At 67.8% G+C, this 17,452-nt stretch carries 14 protein-coding genes; 10 read left to right on the top strand and 4 right to left on the bottom strand.

What is annotated here, in order from left to right; translation table 11 throughout:
* Position 1 precedes the first annotated feature (1 nt).
* Positions 2-853 carry an ABC transporter permease gene (locus tag JQ639_RS23340; protein ID WP_211967758.1) on the bottom strand — a complete coding sequence of 284 codons (852 nt, stop codon included), beginning with the start codon at positions 851-853 and terminating at the stop codon, positions 2-4.
* Positions 854-949: 96 nt separating this feature from the next.
* Positions 950-1,921, bottom strand: a complete 972-nt coding sequence (locus JQ639_RS23335; RefSeq protein WP_211967760.1) for an aliphatic sulfonate ABC transporter substrate-binding protein — start codon at positions 1,919-1,921, stop codon at positions 950-952.
* 274 nt (positions 1,922-2,195) lie between these two features.
* Between JQ639_RS23335 and JQ639_RS23330 the strand changes: the two genes are divergently transcribed.
* A complete protein-coding gene (locus JQ639_RS23330; RefSeq protein ID WP_371745146.1) occupies positions 2,196-4,976 on the top strand; it encodes a [protein-PII] uridylyltransferase in 2,781 nt (926 codons plus the stop codon).
* 199 nt (positions 4,977-5,175) lie between these two features.
* Here the strand turns inward: JQ639_RS23330 and JQ639_RS23325 are convergent, their stop codons facing one another.
* Complete coding sequence (locus tag JQ639_RS23325) at positions 5,176-5,958, bottom strand: DNA-binding transcriptional regulator (RefSeq protein ID WP_211967763.1); 783 nt, start codon at positions 5,956-5,958, stop codon at positions 5,176-5,178.
* 135 nt (positions 5,959-6,093) lie between these two features.
* On the opposite strand from JQ639_RS23325, the gene JQ639_RS23320 reads away from it, so the two are divergent.
* The 9 genes from JQ639_RS23320 to JQ639_RS23280 all read left to right on the top strand — a co-directional run bounded on the left by JQ639_RS23320 (position 6,094) and on the right by JQ639_RS23280 (position 15,120).
* Positions 6,094-6,885, top strand: coding sequence for an HpcH/HpaI aldolase family protein (locus JQ639_RS23320; protein ID WP_249123298.1), 792 nt, complete (start codon positions 6,094-6,096; stop codon positions 6,883-6,885).
* A 19-nt stretch (positions 6,886-6,904) separates the two neighbouring features.
* The gene (locus JQ639_RS23315; protein WP_211967765.1) at positions 6,905-7,828 is read left to right on the top strand and encodes a cupin domain-containing protein; all 924 of its coding nucleotides are present in this window, start codon (positions 6,905-6,907) and stop codon (positions 7,826-7,828) included.
* A gap of 11 nt (positions 7,829-7,839) precedes the next feature.
* On the top strand, positions 7,840-8,814 hold the full coding sequence (locus tag JQ639_RS23310) for a DUF6282 family protein (protein WP_211967767.1): 975 nt from the start codon (positions 7,840-7,842) through the stop codon (positions 8,812-8,814).
* 57 nt (positions 8,815-8,871) lie between these two features.
* Positions 8,872-10,224 carry an MFS transporter gene (locus JQ639_RS23305; protein WP_211967768.1) on the top strand — a complete coding sequence of 451 codons (1,353 nt, stop codon included), beginning with the start codon at positions 8,872-8,874 and terminating at the stop codon, positions 10,222-10,224.
* Positions 10,221-11,288, top strand: a complete 1,068-nt coding sequence (locus tag JQ639_RS23300; RefSeq protein WP_211967769.1) for an Ldh family oxidoreductase — start codon at positions 10,221-10,223, stop codon at positions 11,286-11,288. The genes JQ639_RS23305 and JQ639_RS23300 overlap by 4 nt, the downstream gene beginning before the upstream one ends.
* Before the next feature lie 195 nt (positions 11,289-11,483).
* Positions 11,484-11,891: a DNA-directed RNA polymerase subunit N gene (locus tag JQ639_RS23295; RefSeq protein WP_211967771.1), complete on the top strand. Its 408-nt coding sequence runs from the start codon at positions 11,484-11,486 to the stop codon at positions 11,889-11,891.
* A gap of 80 nt (positions 11,892-11,971) precedes the next feature.
* Entirely contained in the window at positions 11,972-12,199 is a 228-nt protein-coding gene (locus JQ639_RS23290) for a helix-turn-helix domain-containing protein (RefSeq protein WP_211967773.1), read from the top strand.
* 122 nt (positions 12,200-12,321) lie between these two features.
* Positions 12,322-12,684: a DUF1304 domain-containing protein gene (locus tag JQ639_RS23285; protein ID WP_211967775.1), complete on the top strand. Its 363-nt coding sequence runs from the start codon at positions 12,322-12,324 to the stop codon at positions 12,682-12,684.
* 147 nt (positions 12,685-12,831) lie between these two features.
* Positions 12,832-15,120, top strand: a complete 2,289-nt coding sequence (locus JQ639_RS23280; RefSeq protein WP_211967777.1) for a transglycosylase domain-containing protein — start codon at positions 12,832-12,834, stop codon at positions 15,118-15,120.
* A gap of 18 nt (positions 15,121-15,138) precedes the next feature.
* Here JQ639_RS23280 and JQ639_RS23275 read toward each other — a convergent pair whose 3' ends face one another.
* Positions 15,139-17,238 (bottom strand): hybrid sensor histidine kinase/response regulator family protein, encoded by a 2,100-nt coding sequence (locus JQ639_RS23275; RefSeq protein WP_211967779.1) that lies wholly within the window; start codon positions 17,236-17,238, stop codon positions 15,139-15,141.
* Positions 17,239-17,452: the final 214 nt, after the last annotated feature.

Below are 17,452 nucleotides of genomic sequence, written 5' to 3'. Positions count from 1 at the left end.
GTCACCTCCCGCCCGCGCGGGCGCCGAACGAATCCTGCCAGCGCAGCAGCGGCGCGGTCGCAAGCTCGACCACCCAGTCGGTGAACTTGCCGAGCACGGCAAACACGATGATGGCGGCCATGATCTGCGCCGGCTTGCCGAGCTGCTGCCCATCGGTGAGCAGGAAGCCGAGGCCTTCCGACGCGCCCATGAACTCGGCGGCGACGACGAACATCCAGCCGAGCCCGAGGCCGGCGCGCAGCGACACCACATAGGCCGGCAGCACCGCGGGCAGCAGAATGCGGCGGATCATGGCGAAGCCCGACAGGCGGTAGATGCGCCCGACCTCGACGATCTTGCGGTCGACCGACAGGATGGCGGCGGTGACGCCGAGATAGATGGGGAAGAACACGCCGACCGCGATCAGCGCGATCTTCGACGGCTCGAAGATGCCGAGCCACAGGATGAACAGCGGCACCCAGGCGATCGACGGAATGGCGCGCAGCGCCTGCAAGGTCGGGTCGAGCAGCCGCCGCGCCAGCGACCAGTAGCCGGCGACGGCGCCGAGCAGCGTGCCGGCGACGACGCCGAGCGCAAAGCCCGCGGCGACCCGCCACAATGTCGCGACGACATGGCGCAGCAGCTCGCCGCTGCGGGCGAGTTCGACCAGCGTGACCAGCACCCGGCTCGGCGGCGGCACGAGGCGGCCGGTCGACCAGCCGGCGGCGACCACCAGCTCCCAGGCCAGCGCAACGCCGACCGGCACGATCAAGCCGAGCGCGGGGCCGGCAAGGCGACGCCAGCGCGAGGAACGCTCGGGCGCCCCCTCTGCGACAGAACCGGACGCGGGCAGGGTGGAAATCTCGCTCATCATCACCCTAGCCAAATCGCGTCCCGGCCCAGAAAGCAAGCGATCAAAATGCAAACGCGGCCCGCGAGGCGCGGGCCGCGCGTGCCACTCAGACAGAACTCAGTTCGTCGGCAGCGGCACCTGGTCGTCGATCAGGGCATCGACCGTGCCCTTGACGTCGACCTTGGCGTCGATGACGCCGGCCTGCTGCAGCGCGAGGCCCGCGGCCAGGATCGACTCGCGCTGGGGCGCACCGATACGGCTGTGGGTCAGCTCGGTACGCTCCTTGAGCTGCTTGTCGACGACCGCGTCCGACAGCTTGGTAACGCCGATGAACGAACGCTTGAGATCGTCGTAGTTGGCCAGCGCGTCCTTGCGCGCCTCTTCATAGGTCGCGAGCACGCGGCGGACGAGATCCGGATGGTCCTTGAGGAACTGCTCGCGGACATTGAGGATGCCCCAGGTGTTGGCCTCGGGCTTGCGGAAGAACAGCTTGGCGCCATCCTCGACCTCGGCCTGCGCCATCATCGGATCGAGGCCGGCCCAGGCGTCGACATCGCCGCGGATCAGCGCGGTCTTGCCGTCGGCATGCTGCAGCAGCACCGGGGTGATGTCCTTCTCGGTGAGGCCGGCGCCCTGCAGCGCCCGCACCAGGAAGATGTGCGGATCGGTGCCGCGGGTCACGGCGACGCGCTTGCCCTTGAGATCCTCGACCCTGGCGATCTTCGAGTCTTTAGTGGTGACCAGCGCGGTCCATTCGGGGCGCGAATAGACGTAGATCGACTTGATCGGATTGCCGTTGATGCGGGCGACCAGCGCCGCGGAGCCCGCGGTCGAGCCGAAGTCGATCGAACCGGCGTTGAGAAACTCGAGCGCCTTGTTGGAGCCGGCCGACTGCACCCACACGATCTTGATGCCGTCCTTGGCGAACTCCTTCTCGAGGAGCCCCTTCTCCTTGAGCACGATGGACACCGGGTTGTAGGTCGCCCAGTCGATCGCGATCTGCTTGGGCGCGTCGGCGGCGCACGCCACCGCGGGGATCGCGGTGAACAGGGCGAGGGCGGCGAACATGCGCCGGGAAAGGAAGGTCATCGTCGGCTCCCGGGGGACAGATCGGCTGAGAGATTCGCAAACGCGTCGACGAGGCCCCCGGCCCGCCTGTTGCGAAAATAGAATTCGACCTTTAATTTCAAACGGTTACATTGACGCGTCAACCAGAAAATCCGCATCCCGAGCCGCCGTGCGACAGCAGAAAGCTTCTCTTCGTGCCCCGTAAACGAGAACAGCTTTATCCTTGCCCGAGAATCGCTGGTGACACTTCGCGGCTTGTCCGTTATCCCGGTGGTCCATGGACAGCGACAGCGCCTTGATCGACACGCAAAAGCAGCCTCAGCTCCTGTTCGATACCGCGCGCATCGAAGCGCAGATCGCGGCCCTGGCCGACACCCATGCCGGCCGCGACGATGCCTTTCGCGCCGCCCTCGCCCAGTTGCTCAAGGCCGAAACCGCGACCGCGCGCGAGCTCGTCCAGGCCCAGTTGCTCAGAGATCGCCACGGCCGGCGCTGCGCCGAGCAGCTCTGCACCATCCAGGACGACGTCATCCGCCTGCTGTTCAACGCGGCGACGCGCTATCTCTACAAGGTCCCGACGCCGTCGGAGGCCGAGCGCATGTCGGTGGTCGCCACCGGCGGCTATGGCCGCGGCCTGCTGGCGCCACAGTCCGACATCGACCTGCTGTTCCTGCTGCCCTACAAGCAGACCGCCTGGGGCGAGCAGGTCGCCGAGGCCATCCTCTACTGCCTGTGGGACATGGGCCTGAAGGTCGGCCACGCCACGCGCTCGATCGACGAGACCATCCGCCAGTCGCGCGCCGACATGACCATCCGCACCGCGATCCTGGAGACGCGCTTCGTCACCGGCGACCACGCGCTCTATGACGAGCTTGTCACCCGCTTCGACAAGAACGTGGTGCAGGGCACCGCCGCCGAATTCGTCGCCGCCAAGCTCGCCGAGCGCGAGGAGCGCCACCGCCGCGGCGGCCAGTCGCGCTATCTGGTCGAGCCCAACGTCAAGGACGGCAAGGGCGGGCTGCGCGACCTGCACACGCTGTTCTGGATGGCCAAGTACGTCTACCGCGTGCGCGACACCGACGAGCTGGTCGAGCGCGGCGTGTTCGATGCCCAGGAATACCGCACGTTCCGGCGCTGCGAGGACTTCCTGTGGTCGGTCCGCTGCAACATCCACTTCTATACCGGGCGTCCCGAGGAGCGGCTGTCGTTCGACATGCAGCGCGAGATCGCCCAGCGCCTCGGCTACACCTCCCATCCGGGGATGCAGGACGTCGAGCGCTTCATGAAGCACTACTTCCTGGTCGCCAAGGAAGTCGGCAACCTCACCGCGATCCTCTGCGCCAAGCTCGAGGACCAGCAGGCCAAGCCGGCGCCGGTGCTGAGCCGGGTGATGGCGCGGCTGCGGCCGGGCGCACGGCGCCACCGGCTGCGCGAGAACCCGGACTTCCTGGTCGACAACAACCGCATCAACCTCGTCTCGCCCGACGTGTTCAAGCGCGATCCGGTCAACCTGATCCGGATCTTCCGCCTCGCCCAGAAGAACAACCTCGCCTTCCATCCGGACGCCATGCGCGCGGCGACGCGCTCGCTCAATCTCATCAACGAGAAGATGCGGGAGAATCCGGAAGCGAACCGGCTGTTCGTCGAGATCCTGACCTCGAACGACGCCGAGATCGTGCTGCGCCGGATGAACGAGACCGGCGTGCTCGGTCACTTCATTCGCGCGTTCGGCAAGATCGTGTCGATGATGCAGTTCAACATGTATCATCACTACACGGTCGACGAGCATCTGATCCGCTGCATCGGCATCCTCCAGGACATCGAGCGCGGCGGCAACGACGAGTTCGCGCTCACCAGCGACCTGATGCGCAAGATTCGGCCGGAGCACCGCGCCGCGCTCTATGTCGCGGTGTTCCTGCACGATATCGCCAAGGGCCGCCCGGAAGATCATTCGATCGCCGGCGCCAAGGTGGCGCGGCGGCTGTGCCCGCGGCTCGGCTTCAATCCCGCCGACACCGAGCTGATCGCCTGGCTGATCGAGGAGCACCTGACGATGTCGACGGTGGCGCAGTCGCGCGACCTGTCGGACCGCAAGACCATCGAGAACTTCGCCGCGGTGGTGCAGTCGCTCGAACACCTCAAGCTGCTGACCATCCTGACCACCGCCGACATTCGCGGCGTCGGCCCGGGCGTGTGGAACGGCTGGAAGGCGCAGCTGCTGCGCACGCTGTACTATGAGACCGAGCCGGTGCTGACCGGCGGCTTCTCCGAGGTCAATCGCGCCCAGCGCATCGCTGGTGCGCAAGCCGAATTCCGCGCCAACTTCACCGAATGGCCGGAAAACGAGGTCAACGCCTATATCGCCCGCCACTATTCGGCGTACTGGCTCAAGGTCGATCTGCAGCGCAAGATCCGCCACGCCCGTTTCGTCCGGTCGAGCGAGCAGAGCGGCCATAAGCTCGCGGTCAATGTCGGCTTCGACGAGGCGCGCGGCGTCACCGAGCTGACGATCCTGGCCCCCGACCATCCCTGGCTGCTGTCGGTGATCGCGGGGGCCTGCGCCTCCGCCGGCGCCAACATCGTCGACGCCCAGATCTACACCACCACCGACGGCCTCGCGCTCGACACCATCGCGATCTCGCGCGAGTACGACCGTGACGAGGACGAGGCGCGCCGCGCCACCCGCATCGGCGAGATGATCGAGCAGGTGCTCGAAGGCAAGCTGCGGCTGCCGGAAGTGATGGCGCGCCGCTCCGGCCGCGCCAAGGTGCGGCCGTTCACGGTCGAGCCTGAGGTCATCATCAACAACCAGTGGTCGGACCGCTACACCGTGATCGAGGTGTCCGGCCTCGACCGTCCGGGCCTGCTCTACCAGCTCACCACCGCGATGTCGAAACTCAACCTCAACATCGGCTCGGCGCATGTCGCGACCTTCGGCGAGCGCGCGCGCGACGTGTTCTATGTCACCGACCTGCTCGGCGCCCAGATCACCGCGCCGACGCGGCAGGCCGCGATCAAGCGCGCGGTCGTGCACCTGCTCGCCAATGGCGATGGTGCAGCCCAGCCGGCGGCGTAGAAAAGATGATTGAGATTCGACCAGCGTAATCCGTCGCCCTGAGGTGGCCATGCAGAGCATGGCCCTCGAAGAGCGACGGCCCGAGCATCAAGGCCTCGGCCGTTCATCCTTCGAGGCTCGCGTTGCTCGCACCTCAGGATGACGGATCACTACTCTGGCTAAAACCATCGTGCTCTAGGCGCCAGTAACGACAAGAGCCTCACGGTTGCCGCAGGGACTCCACGCTGCCGGCGATGTTCGCCGCGAGCGTCTTCACCAGCGGCACGTAGTGCTGCACCAGGCTGGCGCGGTCGAGCGCCGAGGTGAAGTAGGTCATTCCGACCGTCGCCAGCACCTTGCCGCCGCTGAGGATCGGCACCGCGATCGTTCCCGACGACCGCGGCTCGACCATCGGATCGCGCTCGGCAAAGCCCTGCTTGCGGACGGCGGCAAGCAGCGCCAGCGCGCGCTTGCGATCGCCGGCGAGACGATCTTCCGGCTCCGACGACCGCGCCAGCATGTCCAGCAGCATCGAGCGCTCGCCGACCGGGCAGAACGCGAGATAGGCGCGGCCGAGTGCGCGGCACAGCAGGCTGAGATGCATGTTGATGGTGCCGTGGAACGGCGAGATCGGGCTGTAGGGAATGGTGCTGAAGCGCACCATCACCGCCGTGCGGTCGAGCACCGCGATCGCCAGCGGCCACTGATACTGTTCGGTGAAGGCGAGCGCCCATGGCCGCGCCGCCTCGACCACCAGCGGATCGCCGTGAAAGCCGTTGCTGAGCGACTTGACCCGCGAGGCGACCGAATAGCCGCCCTGGCGCGGATCGTTGAGGGCGTAGCCCATCGCGCACAGCGATTTCATCAACCGCACCACCGTCGACTTCGGCAGGCCGGTGGCGCGGTGCAGGATGTCGATCGACGCCACGCGGTGGCGATTGAGTTCCTCGAGCAGCACCAGCGTGCGGGCGGCGGCTTCGACCGTGTCTGACTTCAGGGGCATGGATGCCATTCCACCTGGTGGAACGTAAGGGATTAGGTATGGCCCGGGCGGTCGGCCGTTGCAATGGTCCAGCCAACGATGCGGCGGCTGCCATCCACGGACCGCCGCCGGTCCACACGATCCCGGGAGGATCCCTTGTCCGACGCCGCCGTCAGGCCGCACTATTCGTCGTTTCGCCGCCGCCTGTCCGACGGACAGCCCGTCGTCGGCAGCTTCATCAAGACCCCGACCACCCATGCGACGGAGATCTTCGGCGCGCTCGGCTACGACTTTGTCGTGATCGACGAGGAGCACGCGCCGTTCGATCGCATGACCACCGACACGGTGCTGCTGGCCGCCCGCGCCAGCAATCTCGCGGGGATCGTCAGGGTATCGTCGGACGATCCGGCGAAAATCCTGTCCTGCCTCGACTGCGGTGCCGCCGGCGTGCTGGTGCCGCATGTCTCCGGCGTCGAGAAGGCACGCGCCGTCGCCGCGGCGGCGCGCTATCGCGGCGGACGGCGCGGCTATTCCGGCTCGCCGCGCGCTGGCGGCTACGGCGCGACGCCAATGTGGAGCCTGGTCGAGGAGCAGGATGGGTCGGTCTGCGCCATCGCCATGATCGAGGATCCGGAGGCCCTGGACCACATCGACGCCATCGCCGACGTCGACGGCATCCACGCGCTGTTCATCGGCCGCGGCGACCTCACCGTCGCCCTCGGCGCACCGTCGTCGTCGGATGCCCGGGTGCAGCAGGCCGTCGTTCACATCATCGCGGCCGCGAAGCGCGCCGGCAAACCGGTGTGCGTCATGGTCGCCAGCGCCGCGGAAGCCGGCGATTTCGCCGCGCTCGGCGCCAGCGCCTTCATCATCTCGTCCGACCAGGGCCAGATGCGCCGCGCGGCGGCGCAGACCCTCACCGACTTCAAGAAGCTCGCTCACGCCTGATCCGCCGAGGACATTCATCATGTATCACAGCACCGATCCCCGCGCCGCGCTGACCGCCACGCCGATTGGCTCCGCACCGGCCGCGACCCGTTTCGCCGGCGCCGAATACGCCAAATTCTACGACATGCCGCCGGCGGAGACCGCCGATGGAGCCCGCACCTGGTATGCCCGCGGCCAGAACTTCATCATCGCCTACAGCGAGGCTGAGCGAGGTACCGCGCTGGCCCGCGGCGACCAGCCCGACGAGTACGTCGTGCTGCTGCCCGATCCCGGCGCCGGCGCCGAGATCGTCTGGAACGGTGAGACAACCACCGTCGGCGGCCATTCGATCAGCTTCGTGCCGGCCGGCGCCAGCAGCGTGACCCTGCTCGGCCCCGCCAAGGTCGTGCGGATGATGACCGCCAAATCAGACGATCTCGCACGGCGCTGCGCCAACGCGGCGTCCTACGCGACGGCCCATCCCAACCTGCCGCCGTTCGCGGCGTGGCCCGATCCGGTCGGCGGCGCCAAGGTCCGCACCTACAGCCTCGAGGTCGCCCCGACGCCGGGCCGGTTCGGACGCATCTTCCGCGGCTCGACCTTCATGGTGAACTTCCTCGATCCCAAGAACGGACCGCGCGACACCACCAAGATGTCGCCGCATCACCACGACGATTTCGAGCAGTGCTCGCTGGCGCTCGCCGGCACGTTCATCCACCACCTGCGCTGGCCATGGACCACCGACATGGGCCAGTGGCGGGCCGACGATCACGAGCGCTGCGGCTCGCCGTCGGTAACCGTGATCCCACCGCCGGCGATCCACACCTCGCAGGCGATCGATCCCGGCCTCAACCTCCTGGTCGATATCTTCTGCCCGCCGCGCGTCGATTTTTCCGAGAAGCCGGGATGGGTGCTCAACGCCGACGACTATCCGATGCCGGCCGCCACCCCCACCCGCACCTGAAAGGCACCGCCATGGCCGAGACCCAGACGACCTATCCCGACACCGTGCCGCTGCCGCCGCTGTCGCGCCCCGCCGAGGTTGCCGAGCTTCTTGTCGGCGCGGTCGACCTGCATTGCCACAGCGGGCCCGCGGCGATGCCGCGAATTCTCGATCATCACGAGGAGCTGGTCGACGCCGCCGCCGCCGGCTTCCGCGCGGTGCTCTACAAGGATCACTTCTATCCCGGCATGGCGCACGCCATCCTGCTGGAGAAGCTGTTTCCCGAGACCCATGTGCGGCTGTTCTCCGGCGTCGCGCTCAACAACGCCGTCGGCGGCATCAATCCCCATGCGGTGGATCACGCCATCAAGCTCGGCGGCAAGATCGTCTGGATGCCGACCTTGTCGGCGGCCAACCACATCGCCGTGCAGAAGAGCGGCCAGGCCAAGACCTTCCCCAAGACGTCGCAGAAGATGCTCGACCCGATGCCGCTGTCGGCGCTCGACGCCAACGGGCGCCTGACCGACGACACCAGGAAGGTGATCGACCTGATCGCCGAGGCCGACATCATCCTCTCTGGCGGCCACCTGCATGCCAGCGAACTGCATCTCGTGTTCGACGAGGCAGTGAAGCGCGGCGTCCGGAAGATGATGGTCAATCACCCCACCTACATCGTCGGCTGCACCGACACCGACATCCGCCAGTTGGTCCGCCGCGGCGTGGTGATGGAGCACTCGATCTGCATGTTCATCGACGGCAAGTCGAAGAAGTACAGCGCCGACGACCTGGCGCATCTGATCGAGGTCGCCGGCGTCGACAAGACCATCCTGTCGTCGGACCTCGGCCTCACCGGCTCGCAGCGCCCGGTCGACGGTTTCCGCAGCATCACCCAGATGTTGCTCGACCTGCAGATGCCCCGCGCCGCCATCAAGAAGCTGATCGGCGACAATGCCGCCGCCTTCCTCGACCTGCCGGCCAGCCGGCCGGCCGCCCGAACCGCCGCCTGACGCAATCATCCGCCGAAGATCGATCGAACGATCTCGGCCCAACGGGAGGACGATCCGATGAGCTTCGTCGAGCGTGGCGACGGCGACGCCCTGGTGCGCCGGGTGATGTGGCGGATCATGCCGCTGCTGGTCGGCATGATGCTGCTGGCGGTGATCGACCGCTCGAATGTCGGCTACGCAAAGCTGCAGATGGTCCACAGCCTCGGGATTTCCGAGACCACCTACGGACTTGCCTCGTCGCTGTTCTTCATTGGCTATTCGCTGTTCGAGGTGCCGAGCGCGCTGGCTGCCCACAAGTTCGGCGCGCGGCTGTGGTTCGCCCGCATCCTGATCACCTGGGGCGTGCTGACCGTCGCGCTCGGCTTCACCTTCAGCGGCTCGCTGTTCGCGGCGGTGCGCTTTCTGGTCGGCGTCGCCGAGGCCGGCGCCTATCCCGGCATCATCTTCTACCTGACCCTGTGGTTTCCCAGGCGCTACCGCGTGCAGGCGGTGGCGCTGCTGACCATCGGCAGTCCACTCGGCAACATGTTCGGATCGCTGTTCGGCGGCACGCTGCTCGATCTCGACGGCTTTCTCGGGCTCGCCGGATGGCAATGGGTGTTCGTCGTCACCGGCGCGCCGGCTGTCATTCTCTTCGTGCTGATCCTGAAGTATCTGCCGGACGGCCCGCAGACCGCGAACTTTCTCTCCACCGACGAAAAGTCCTGGCTCACCCAGGAACTCGGCCGCGACGATGCCGCCGAACCCATGCACAGCCATCCGCTGCGCGTCCTGATCGATCCACGCGTGTGGTGGTTCGCGTTCGTCTACACCATGATCACGCTCGCGCTCTACGGCATCATCTACTGGCTGCCGACCGTGGTGAAGGGCTTTGGCGCCACCGGCACCCAGAACGGGCTGCTCACTGCGCTGCCGTGGGCCGTCGCCGCTGCCGTGCTGATGTGGCTGCCGCGCCACCTGCGCGAGCACCGCACGGTGCTGATCGGCATGGGGTTGATCGCGCTGTGCGGCATGGCGGCGTTCTTCACCTCGACACTGCTGGAGCAGAACTGGATGCGCTATGTCGCGCTCGCGGTCGGCACGCCCTGCATATCCCTGCTGTTCCCCTGCTTCTGGTACCTGCCGTCGCAGATCTTCAGGGGCGCGCACGCCGCCGCCGCCATCGCCGCCATCAGCACCATCGGCAGCCTCGGCGGCTTTGCCGCCCAGAATCTGATGCCGTGGGTGGCATACTGGTCGGGCAGCGCGCTAGCCGCCATGGCCGTGCCGGCGGCGAGCCTCGCGGTGCTGGCGCTGAGCGCGGCGCTGATGCTCGCGATCTGGCGCGTCGCCAGCCCGGCGGACTTCACTCTCACCGCCGCGCCGGACACCAGGCATTCACAGGTCAAGCGCTCGCAGGTTCTGTCGTGAATGCGACGGCGCCAACCAGCGATACGCTGGCGATCGATGCGGCCCATGCCGAGCGCTTCCTGACCGACCTGTTCGCACGCGGCGGCCTGTCGCCCGCAGCGGCACGGGAGATGGCCGAGGCGCTGATCGACGCCGACCGCTCGGGCCTGCCGTCTCACGGCCTGTCCCAGGCCGAAATGTATCTGCGCCGCCTCCAGCTCGGCAGCGTGTCGACGCTGGAGGAACCGGATGTCATCGACAGCCGCGCCGCCACCGCCGTGCTCGACGCGCGCGGCATGTTCGGCCATCTCGCCGGCCGGCGCGCCATGGCAATCGCGATCGAGCGCAGCAACACGTTCGGCGTCGGCGTGGTCGCGGTGCGCAACAGCTTCCACTTCGGCGCCGCCGGGCGTTACGCCCGGCAGGCCAGCGCGCACGATTGCATCGGCCTTGCGATGTGCAACACCAAGCCGATGATGCCCGCGCCCGGCGGGCTGACCAAGCTGGTCGGCAACAACCCGCTCGCCGTCGGCCTGCCTGCGGCAACGAATGGTCCCGATTTCCTGCTCGACATGGCGCTGAGCGAAGCGGCGCTGGGCAAGATTCGCGCCTACGAGAGAAGAGGCGAACCGCTTCCCGCCGGCTGGGCCGTCGATGCGGATGGCCAACCGACGACCGATCCGACCGCCGCAATCGCCGGCATGCTGCTGCCGGCGGGTGGCGCCAAGGGCTTTGGTCTCGCCCTCGCCATCGACCTGATGTGCAGTCTGCTGGCGGAAGGCCCTGGTGGCGACGCGGTGCCCCCGCTCTATGGCGATCTCGCAAAGCCCTTCGTGTGCTCGCTGCTGTTCATCGCCATCGACATCGCGCACTTTCGCGACCCCGGCGATTTCCGCGGCGACGCCGCGGCGGCGCTGTCGCGCATCCGCACGGCGAGGACGAACGACGATCCGCTGCGCACACCGGGCGAGCGCAGCTGGGCCGCGCGCAACGGCACCGATGCGCTGCGCATTCCCCGCGCGCTGGCGACGGCGCTCGACCGCTTCGCCGCCGAGATGGCCTCGGCGGAGCGGCTCCAGGCCTGAGCGCGCGATCATCGACGAACCATCGAGGCCATCACCCGTCCGCACGCCATTCAGCGATGCGAGTCGTGTCATTGCGCCGTCATGACGGTCATGTCGCTGCAACGGTTCCAGCGGAGATGGAACACGCCGCTCCTTCCTGTCGCCGCATTCGCGGTGCTCGTTCGCTGGCCGACACGCTCTGCCGGGGACGACATCATGAAGGCATCCATTCTCGCCGCAGCACTCATGCTGCCCTTCGCCGCATCGAGCGCGCTCGCTCAGGAACGCGCGGGGGACGCGGCGCTCGGCGCACTGTCCGGCGCCGTGGTGCTTGGCCCGATCGGTGCCGTCGCCGGCGCGGTCGTCGGCTACACCGCCGGTCCGTCGATCTCGCGCTCGTGGGGCATGCGCCACGACACGACGCGCAGGACAAAACGATCGGCCGCTTCGTCGGGCCGCGCAGTGCCACGCCAGGTCGCCCAGGGATCGCCGGTCGGCGTAAAGCGCGTCGCGCAGAATCCGGCGCCCGCGCCGCGCGCCGTTGCCCCGGCGGCAGCCGCCACCCCGGCGCCGGCATCTGCGCCTGCGGCGACATCGATGCCGCCGGTCCAGGGTTTCGACTGACGCTCGTTAACGTCTCGTTAACCAACTTCCTGTCCCGTGGGGACGCTGTGGGGCACCCTTTGTACGAGGAGTGAGTGCTGATGCGTCCACCCCCGCCCATCTCGAACGCGTCGCGCCGGCGTCTCGCGCGCTGGCTCGTCGGTTCGCCGATCCGCGACATCGAGCGCGATCTCGTGCTGGAAACGCTGGCGACCACCCGCGGCAACCGCACCGCCTCGGCGCGCCTGCTGGGCCTGTCGGTCCGCACGCTGCGCAACAAGATCAGCGCATATTCGGCCGACGGCGCCGACGTGCCGCCACCGGCCTGAGGCGCGGCGCGCCCCTTCGCTGCGAAAAGATGCCGCAGGCGGCGCGATCATCCCCAACAAGCGTGATGGCTCCGCGCGTGGAACCGCGTATGCTGGCGACGCCTGTGGGGGAGCAACATCCAATGTCCATCGTCGCCAACGTCCTTGTCGCGCTCGTCGCGCTGCTGCATGCCTATTTTCTGGTGCTGGAGATGTTTCTCTGGACCAGGCCGCTCGGCCTCAAGACGTTCGGCAATACTCTGCAGAAGGCGCAGGAGACGGCGGTGCTGGCCGCCAACCAGGGCCTTTACAACGGCTTCCTCGCCGCCGGCCTGATCTGGGGCCTCGTGCACCCGGTCGCGGCGATCGGCTTCCAGATCAAGGTATTCTTTCTGATGTGCGTGATCGTGGCCGGCCTCTATGGCGGCTATTCGGTGAAGCCAAAGATCATTGTCGTGCAGGCGCTGCCGGCGCTGATCGCGCTCGTCGCGGTGTGGCTGTCCTGACGGACCTTCGCGTCCCGCTCGTCCCGAAACAGGCTGCGCCGGGGAACCGGCGCGCTCCCTAATGCCCCGTTAACCTTTGCGTAACGCCCCCTTAAACCGCCGCCGATAGCGTGCGAGCGGACAGACGTGCGTGGGTAGAGTTGCGGGATGGGATCATCACGGCGAAACGGCGAGGGACGCCGCGAGCCCCGGTTCGGGCCGAGCTCGTCGCTGGTCGATCTGCGCCTCGGCGAGGACGATCGCGTCCGCGTCGCCGATCCCAAACCCGCCCCCAAGCGCCGCAAGGCCGCCCCTGCTCCACCCGACGACGAGCCGGACGAGGCTCCGCCGCCGCGCCGGGCCGCCCGGAGCAAGACGCGCGGCAAGGCAAAACGCGAGCGCGGCTCGTTCGGCATCGGCCGCCTGATCTACTGGGGCGCGGTGCTCGGCCTGTGGGGCGTGATCGCCGTCGTCGGCCTCGTCATCTATATCGGCGCGCATCTGCCGCCGATCCAGTCGCTGGAAATCCCCAAGCGTCCGCCGACCATCCAGATCGTCGGCAGCGAAGGCACCCTGCTCGCCACCCGCGGCGAGATGGCCGGCGCCAATGTCGCGCTGAAAGACCTGCCGCCCTATCTGCCGAAGGCGTTCATCGCCATCGAGGACCGGCGCTTCTATTCGCATTTCGGCATCGACCCGATGGGCATCGTGCGCGCCGCGGTCGCCAACGTCCTGCATCGCGGCGTATCGCAGGGCGGCTCGACGCTGACGCAGCAGCTCGCCAAGAACCTGTTCCTGACCCAGGAGCGCACCATGCAGCGCAAGCTGCAGGAGGCGGAGCTGGCGATCTGGCTGGAGCGCAAGCACTCCAAGAACGAGATTCTCGAGCTCTATCTCAACCGCGTCTATTTCGGCTCCGGCGCCTATGGCGTCGAGGCGGCGGCTCAACGCTATTTCGGCAAGTCGGCGCGCAACGTCACCATCGCCGAAGCCGCGATGCTGGCGGGCCTCGTCAAGTCGCCGTCGCGCCTCGCGCCCAACCGCAATCCCGAGGGCGCCGAACGCCGCGCCCAGACCGTGCTCACCGCGATGGCCGACGCCGGCTTCATCACCGATGCCCAGGCCAAGGCCAATCTCGGCCATCCGTCCTATGCGGTGAAGCCGGCCGGCGCCGGCACCGTCAACTATGTCGCCGACTGGGTCGCCGACGTGCTCGACGACCTGATCGGCCAGATCGACCAGAACATCACCGTCGACACCACCATCGATCCCAAGCTGCAGAGCGTCGCGGAAGCGGCGATCATCGACGAACTCGCCGCCAAGAGCGTCAAATTCAACGTCTCGCAGGGCGCGCTGGTGGCGATGACGCCGAACGGCGAGGTCCGCGCCATGGTCGGCGGCCGCAACTACGCCGACAGCCAGTTCAACCGCGCCGTCACCGCCAGGCGCCAGCCGGGCTCGGCGTTCAAGCCGTTCGTCTACCTCACCGCGATGGAGCAGGGCCTGACGCCGGACACCATCCGCCAGGACGGCCCGCTCGACATCAAGGGCTGGAAGCCGGAGAACTACACCCACGAATACTTCGGCTCGGTCACCCTGACCCAGGCGCTGGCGATGTCGCTCAACACCGTGGCCGTGCGCGTCGGCCTCGAGGTCGGGCCGAAGAACGTGGTGCGCACCGCGCATCGTCTTGGCATCGCCTCGAAACTCGACGCCAATCCCTCGATCGCACTTGGCACCTCGGAGGTCTCGGTGCTGGAGCTGGTCGGCGCCTACGCCCCGTTCGCCAATGGCGGCCATGGCGTATCGCCGCATGTCATCAGCCGCATCCGGACCACCGAGGGCAACAAGGTGCTGTATGCCCGCCCCGCCGATCCGCCGAACCAGGTGATCGAGCCGCGCTATGTCGCGATGATGGATTCGATGATGCAGGAGACGTTGCTGACCGGCACGGCGCGCAAGGCCGAACTGCCGGGGTGGCAGGCCGCCGGCAAGACCGGCACCAGCCAGGATTTCCGCGACGCCTGGTTTATCGGCTTCACCGCCAATCTCGTCACCGGCGTGTGGCTCGGCAACGACGACAACTCGCCGACCAGGAAGGCCACCGGCGGCGGCCTGCCGGTGGAAGTGTGGACGCGGTTCATGCGCACGGCGCATCAGAACGTGCCGGTGGCGACGCTGCCGAACTCCGAGCGCAGCCTGTTCTCCGGGCTCGGCAGCCTGTTCGGCGGCAGCGCGCAGACGCCGGCCCAGCCGCAACAGATGCAGCCGCAGCCGCTGCAACCCCAGCCGATGCAGCCTCCGCCTGCCGCGCCGCAAGCCTATCCCGGCTACCCGCCACCGCAGGCCAACGCCGCCGCACGGCCGCCGGTGACGCAGACCTCCGGCCGCCCGGAGGCCGCAGCCGGCCTCGACGGCGGCTGGCTGGTGGACCGCCTGTTCGGTGGCCGGCGCTGACGACACGCCGCCGATCGCTCAGTTGCTTGCGGTCGCCCTGGTGCGCTTGATCAGGTGCGCCTCGATCGCCTTGGCGATGCGGCTGACATTGTAGGGCTTGCGCAGCACCTCGAAGCCCTCGCGGCGCGCGGCATTGGCGCTGGCACTGTAGCCGGTGACGAGGATGACGGGGATGCCGGGAAACAGCGTGCGCATGCTGCGCGCGACATCGAGCCCGTCCATCTCGCCGGGCATCACGATATCCGACAGCACGATGTCGATGCCGCGCACATTGCTGAGTGCCGCCAGCGCGTCGACGCCATTGGTCACGCCGACGACGCTGTGGCCGAGGCGCTCGAGATACTCGCGCGAGACCTGGGCGACCTCCTCGCTGTCCTCGACCAGCAGCACCTTGGCCTTGAGCGAGTGCTGCGGCGTGGCGACGGGCTTGTCGTCCCCGCTCGGCAGCGTCGCTGCAGCAGCGATCTCGCTCACCCGCGGAATCACCAGCGTGATGGTGGTGCCGAGCGAGGGCGCGGTGTCGATGGCGATCGCGCCGCCGGACTGTTTGGCGAAACCATAGACCTGGCTGAGGCCGAGGCCCGTGCCCTGGCCCGGCGGCTTGGTGGTGAAGAACGGCTCGAACACCCGCGCCAGCACATCCGGCGGCATGCCCTCGCCGCTGTCGATGACGCGAAAGGCGACGAACTCGCCGCTGAGGCCATCGAACTTGGCATCGCCCGACAGCACCATCGGCGCAGCCGACAGCGTCAACCGGCCGCCGTTCGGCATGGCGTCGCGGGCATTGACGGCAAGATTGAGCAACGCGAGTTCGAGCTCACCGGCATCGACCCGCGCAAAGCACGGTTGCGGCGGCGGCAGCACGCTCAAGGCAATCTCGCCCTTGATCGAGCCGCGCAGCACATCCTCCATCTGATTGAGGAACCGCGTGACGTCGACCGTCGCCGGCGTGATCGCCTGGCGGCGCGCGAAGGTCAGCAGATGGCGGATCAGGTTCTCGCCGCGCTTGGCGGCGGCGGCAATCATGTCGACCGTCTTGATCTGTCTGGGATCGGTGAGATCGCGGCGCAGGCGATCGGCGCTGCCCATCACCACCATCAGCAGGTTGTTGAAGTCATGGGCGATGCCGCCGGTGAGCTGGCCGATGACCTCCAGGCGCTGCGCCTGGCGCAGCGCACCCTCGACCCGCTCGCGCGCGTACATCTCGGCGTACAGCGCCCGCGTCCGCCGCAGCGCCAGCCAGCTGATGGCAATCAGCAGCAGCGTCGCCGGCACGCCGAAAATCATGTGCGTGCCGAGAAACGCCAGCCAGTCCGCGCGCACCGCCGCTTCCGACACGCTGTTGAGCACATAGAGCGGATAGTTCGCCAGCCGCCGGTAGGCGACGCGCCGTTCCTGGCCGTCGAACGACGACACGCCGCTGTAGGTGCCTTTCTCCGGCGCCTGCGCGATCTGGCCGGTGAACGGCGCGCTCATCGGCAACTTGCCGGGCGCGCCGAGCGGCACCGGATAGCGCACCAGCACGGCGCCGTCGGCACGCAGCAACAGCATCGCCATGCCATGGGCGCTGACATCGACGATGCGGCCGTAGAACTCGTCGAAATAGTCCGGCGGCACGGCGACGACGATGACCCCGGCGAACGCGCCGTTTTCGGTTCGCCGGCGGCGCGCCACATAGAACAACGGCCGCTCGCCGCCCGGCAGCGTCTGCACCTGGCTGATATAGGTGCCGCCGTCGGAGGCGGCGAGCGCCTTGAAGTATTCGCGCTGGGACCAGTCGAGCTGCACCGCCGGCAGGCCTGCGGTCGTCACCCGCAGCCGGCCATCGGCACCGACGACAGAGATCGATTGCACCTGCGGCAGCGTCGCCGCGATCTTGCCGAGGCGGGCGTGCAGCTGTGGCTCGCGGGCGATCAGCTCCTGGTCGGACAAGCCGTCGATCACCTCGTCGACCTCGGCGATCGAACGCTCGATCGTCTCGAACACCTTGAGCGCATGCTCCTGCAGGATGTTGAGATTGGTCTCGAGACGCTCGTCAGCCTGGCGCGATGCGCTGGTCCATTCGAGCATTGCGACGTACAGGAACAGCAGCAGCGGGACCAGGAAGCTCGCGGCCACGGTCAGTTTCAGAAATCGAAGCGGAGCCCTGTCCCTGTTCGGCATCAGTCCGTACGCGCAACGCCCCTGTGATGACGGGTGTTCCGACATAGCGTACGGGAATTGCGCAGCGGCGCAAAGCGCTCCCTCCGTTGGATGATCGCAGCCGGCGCGGGCAGGCGGCCCGGCCGGTGGTGACATCATCCTTCTGCGGCCCGCGCAATTGCCAAACCGG

Source organism: Bradyrhizobium sp. U87765 SZCCT0048, from assembly GCF_018131225.1.
Lineage (GTDB): Bacteria > Pseudomonadota > Alphaproteobacteria > Rhizobiales > Xanthobacteraceae > Bradyrhizobium_A.
This window is presented reverse-complemented; position numbering and strand designations above follow the sequence as displayed.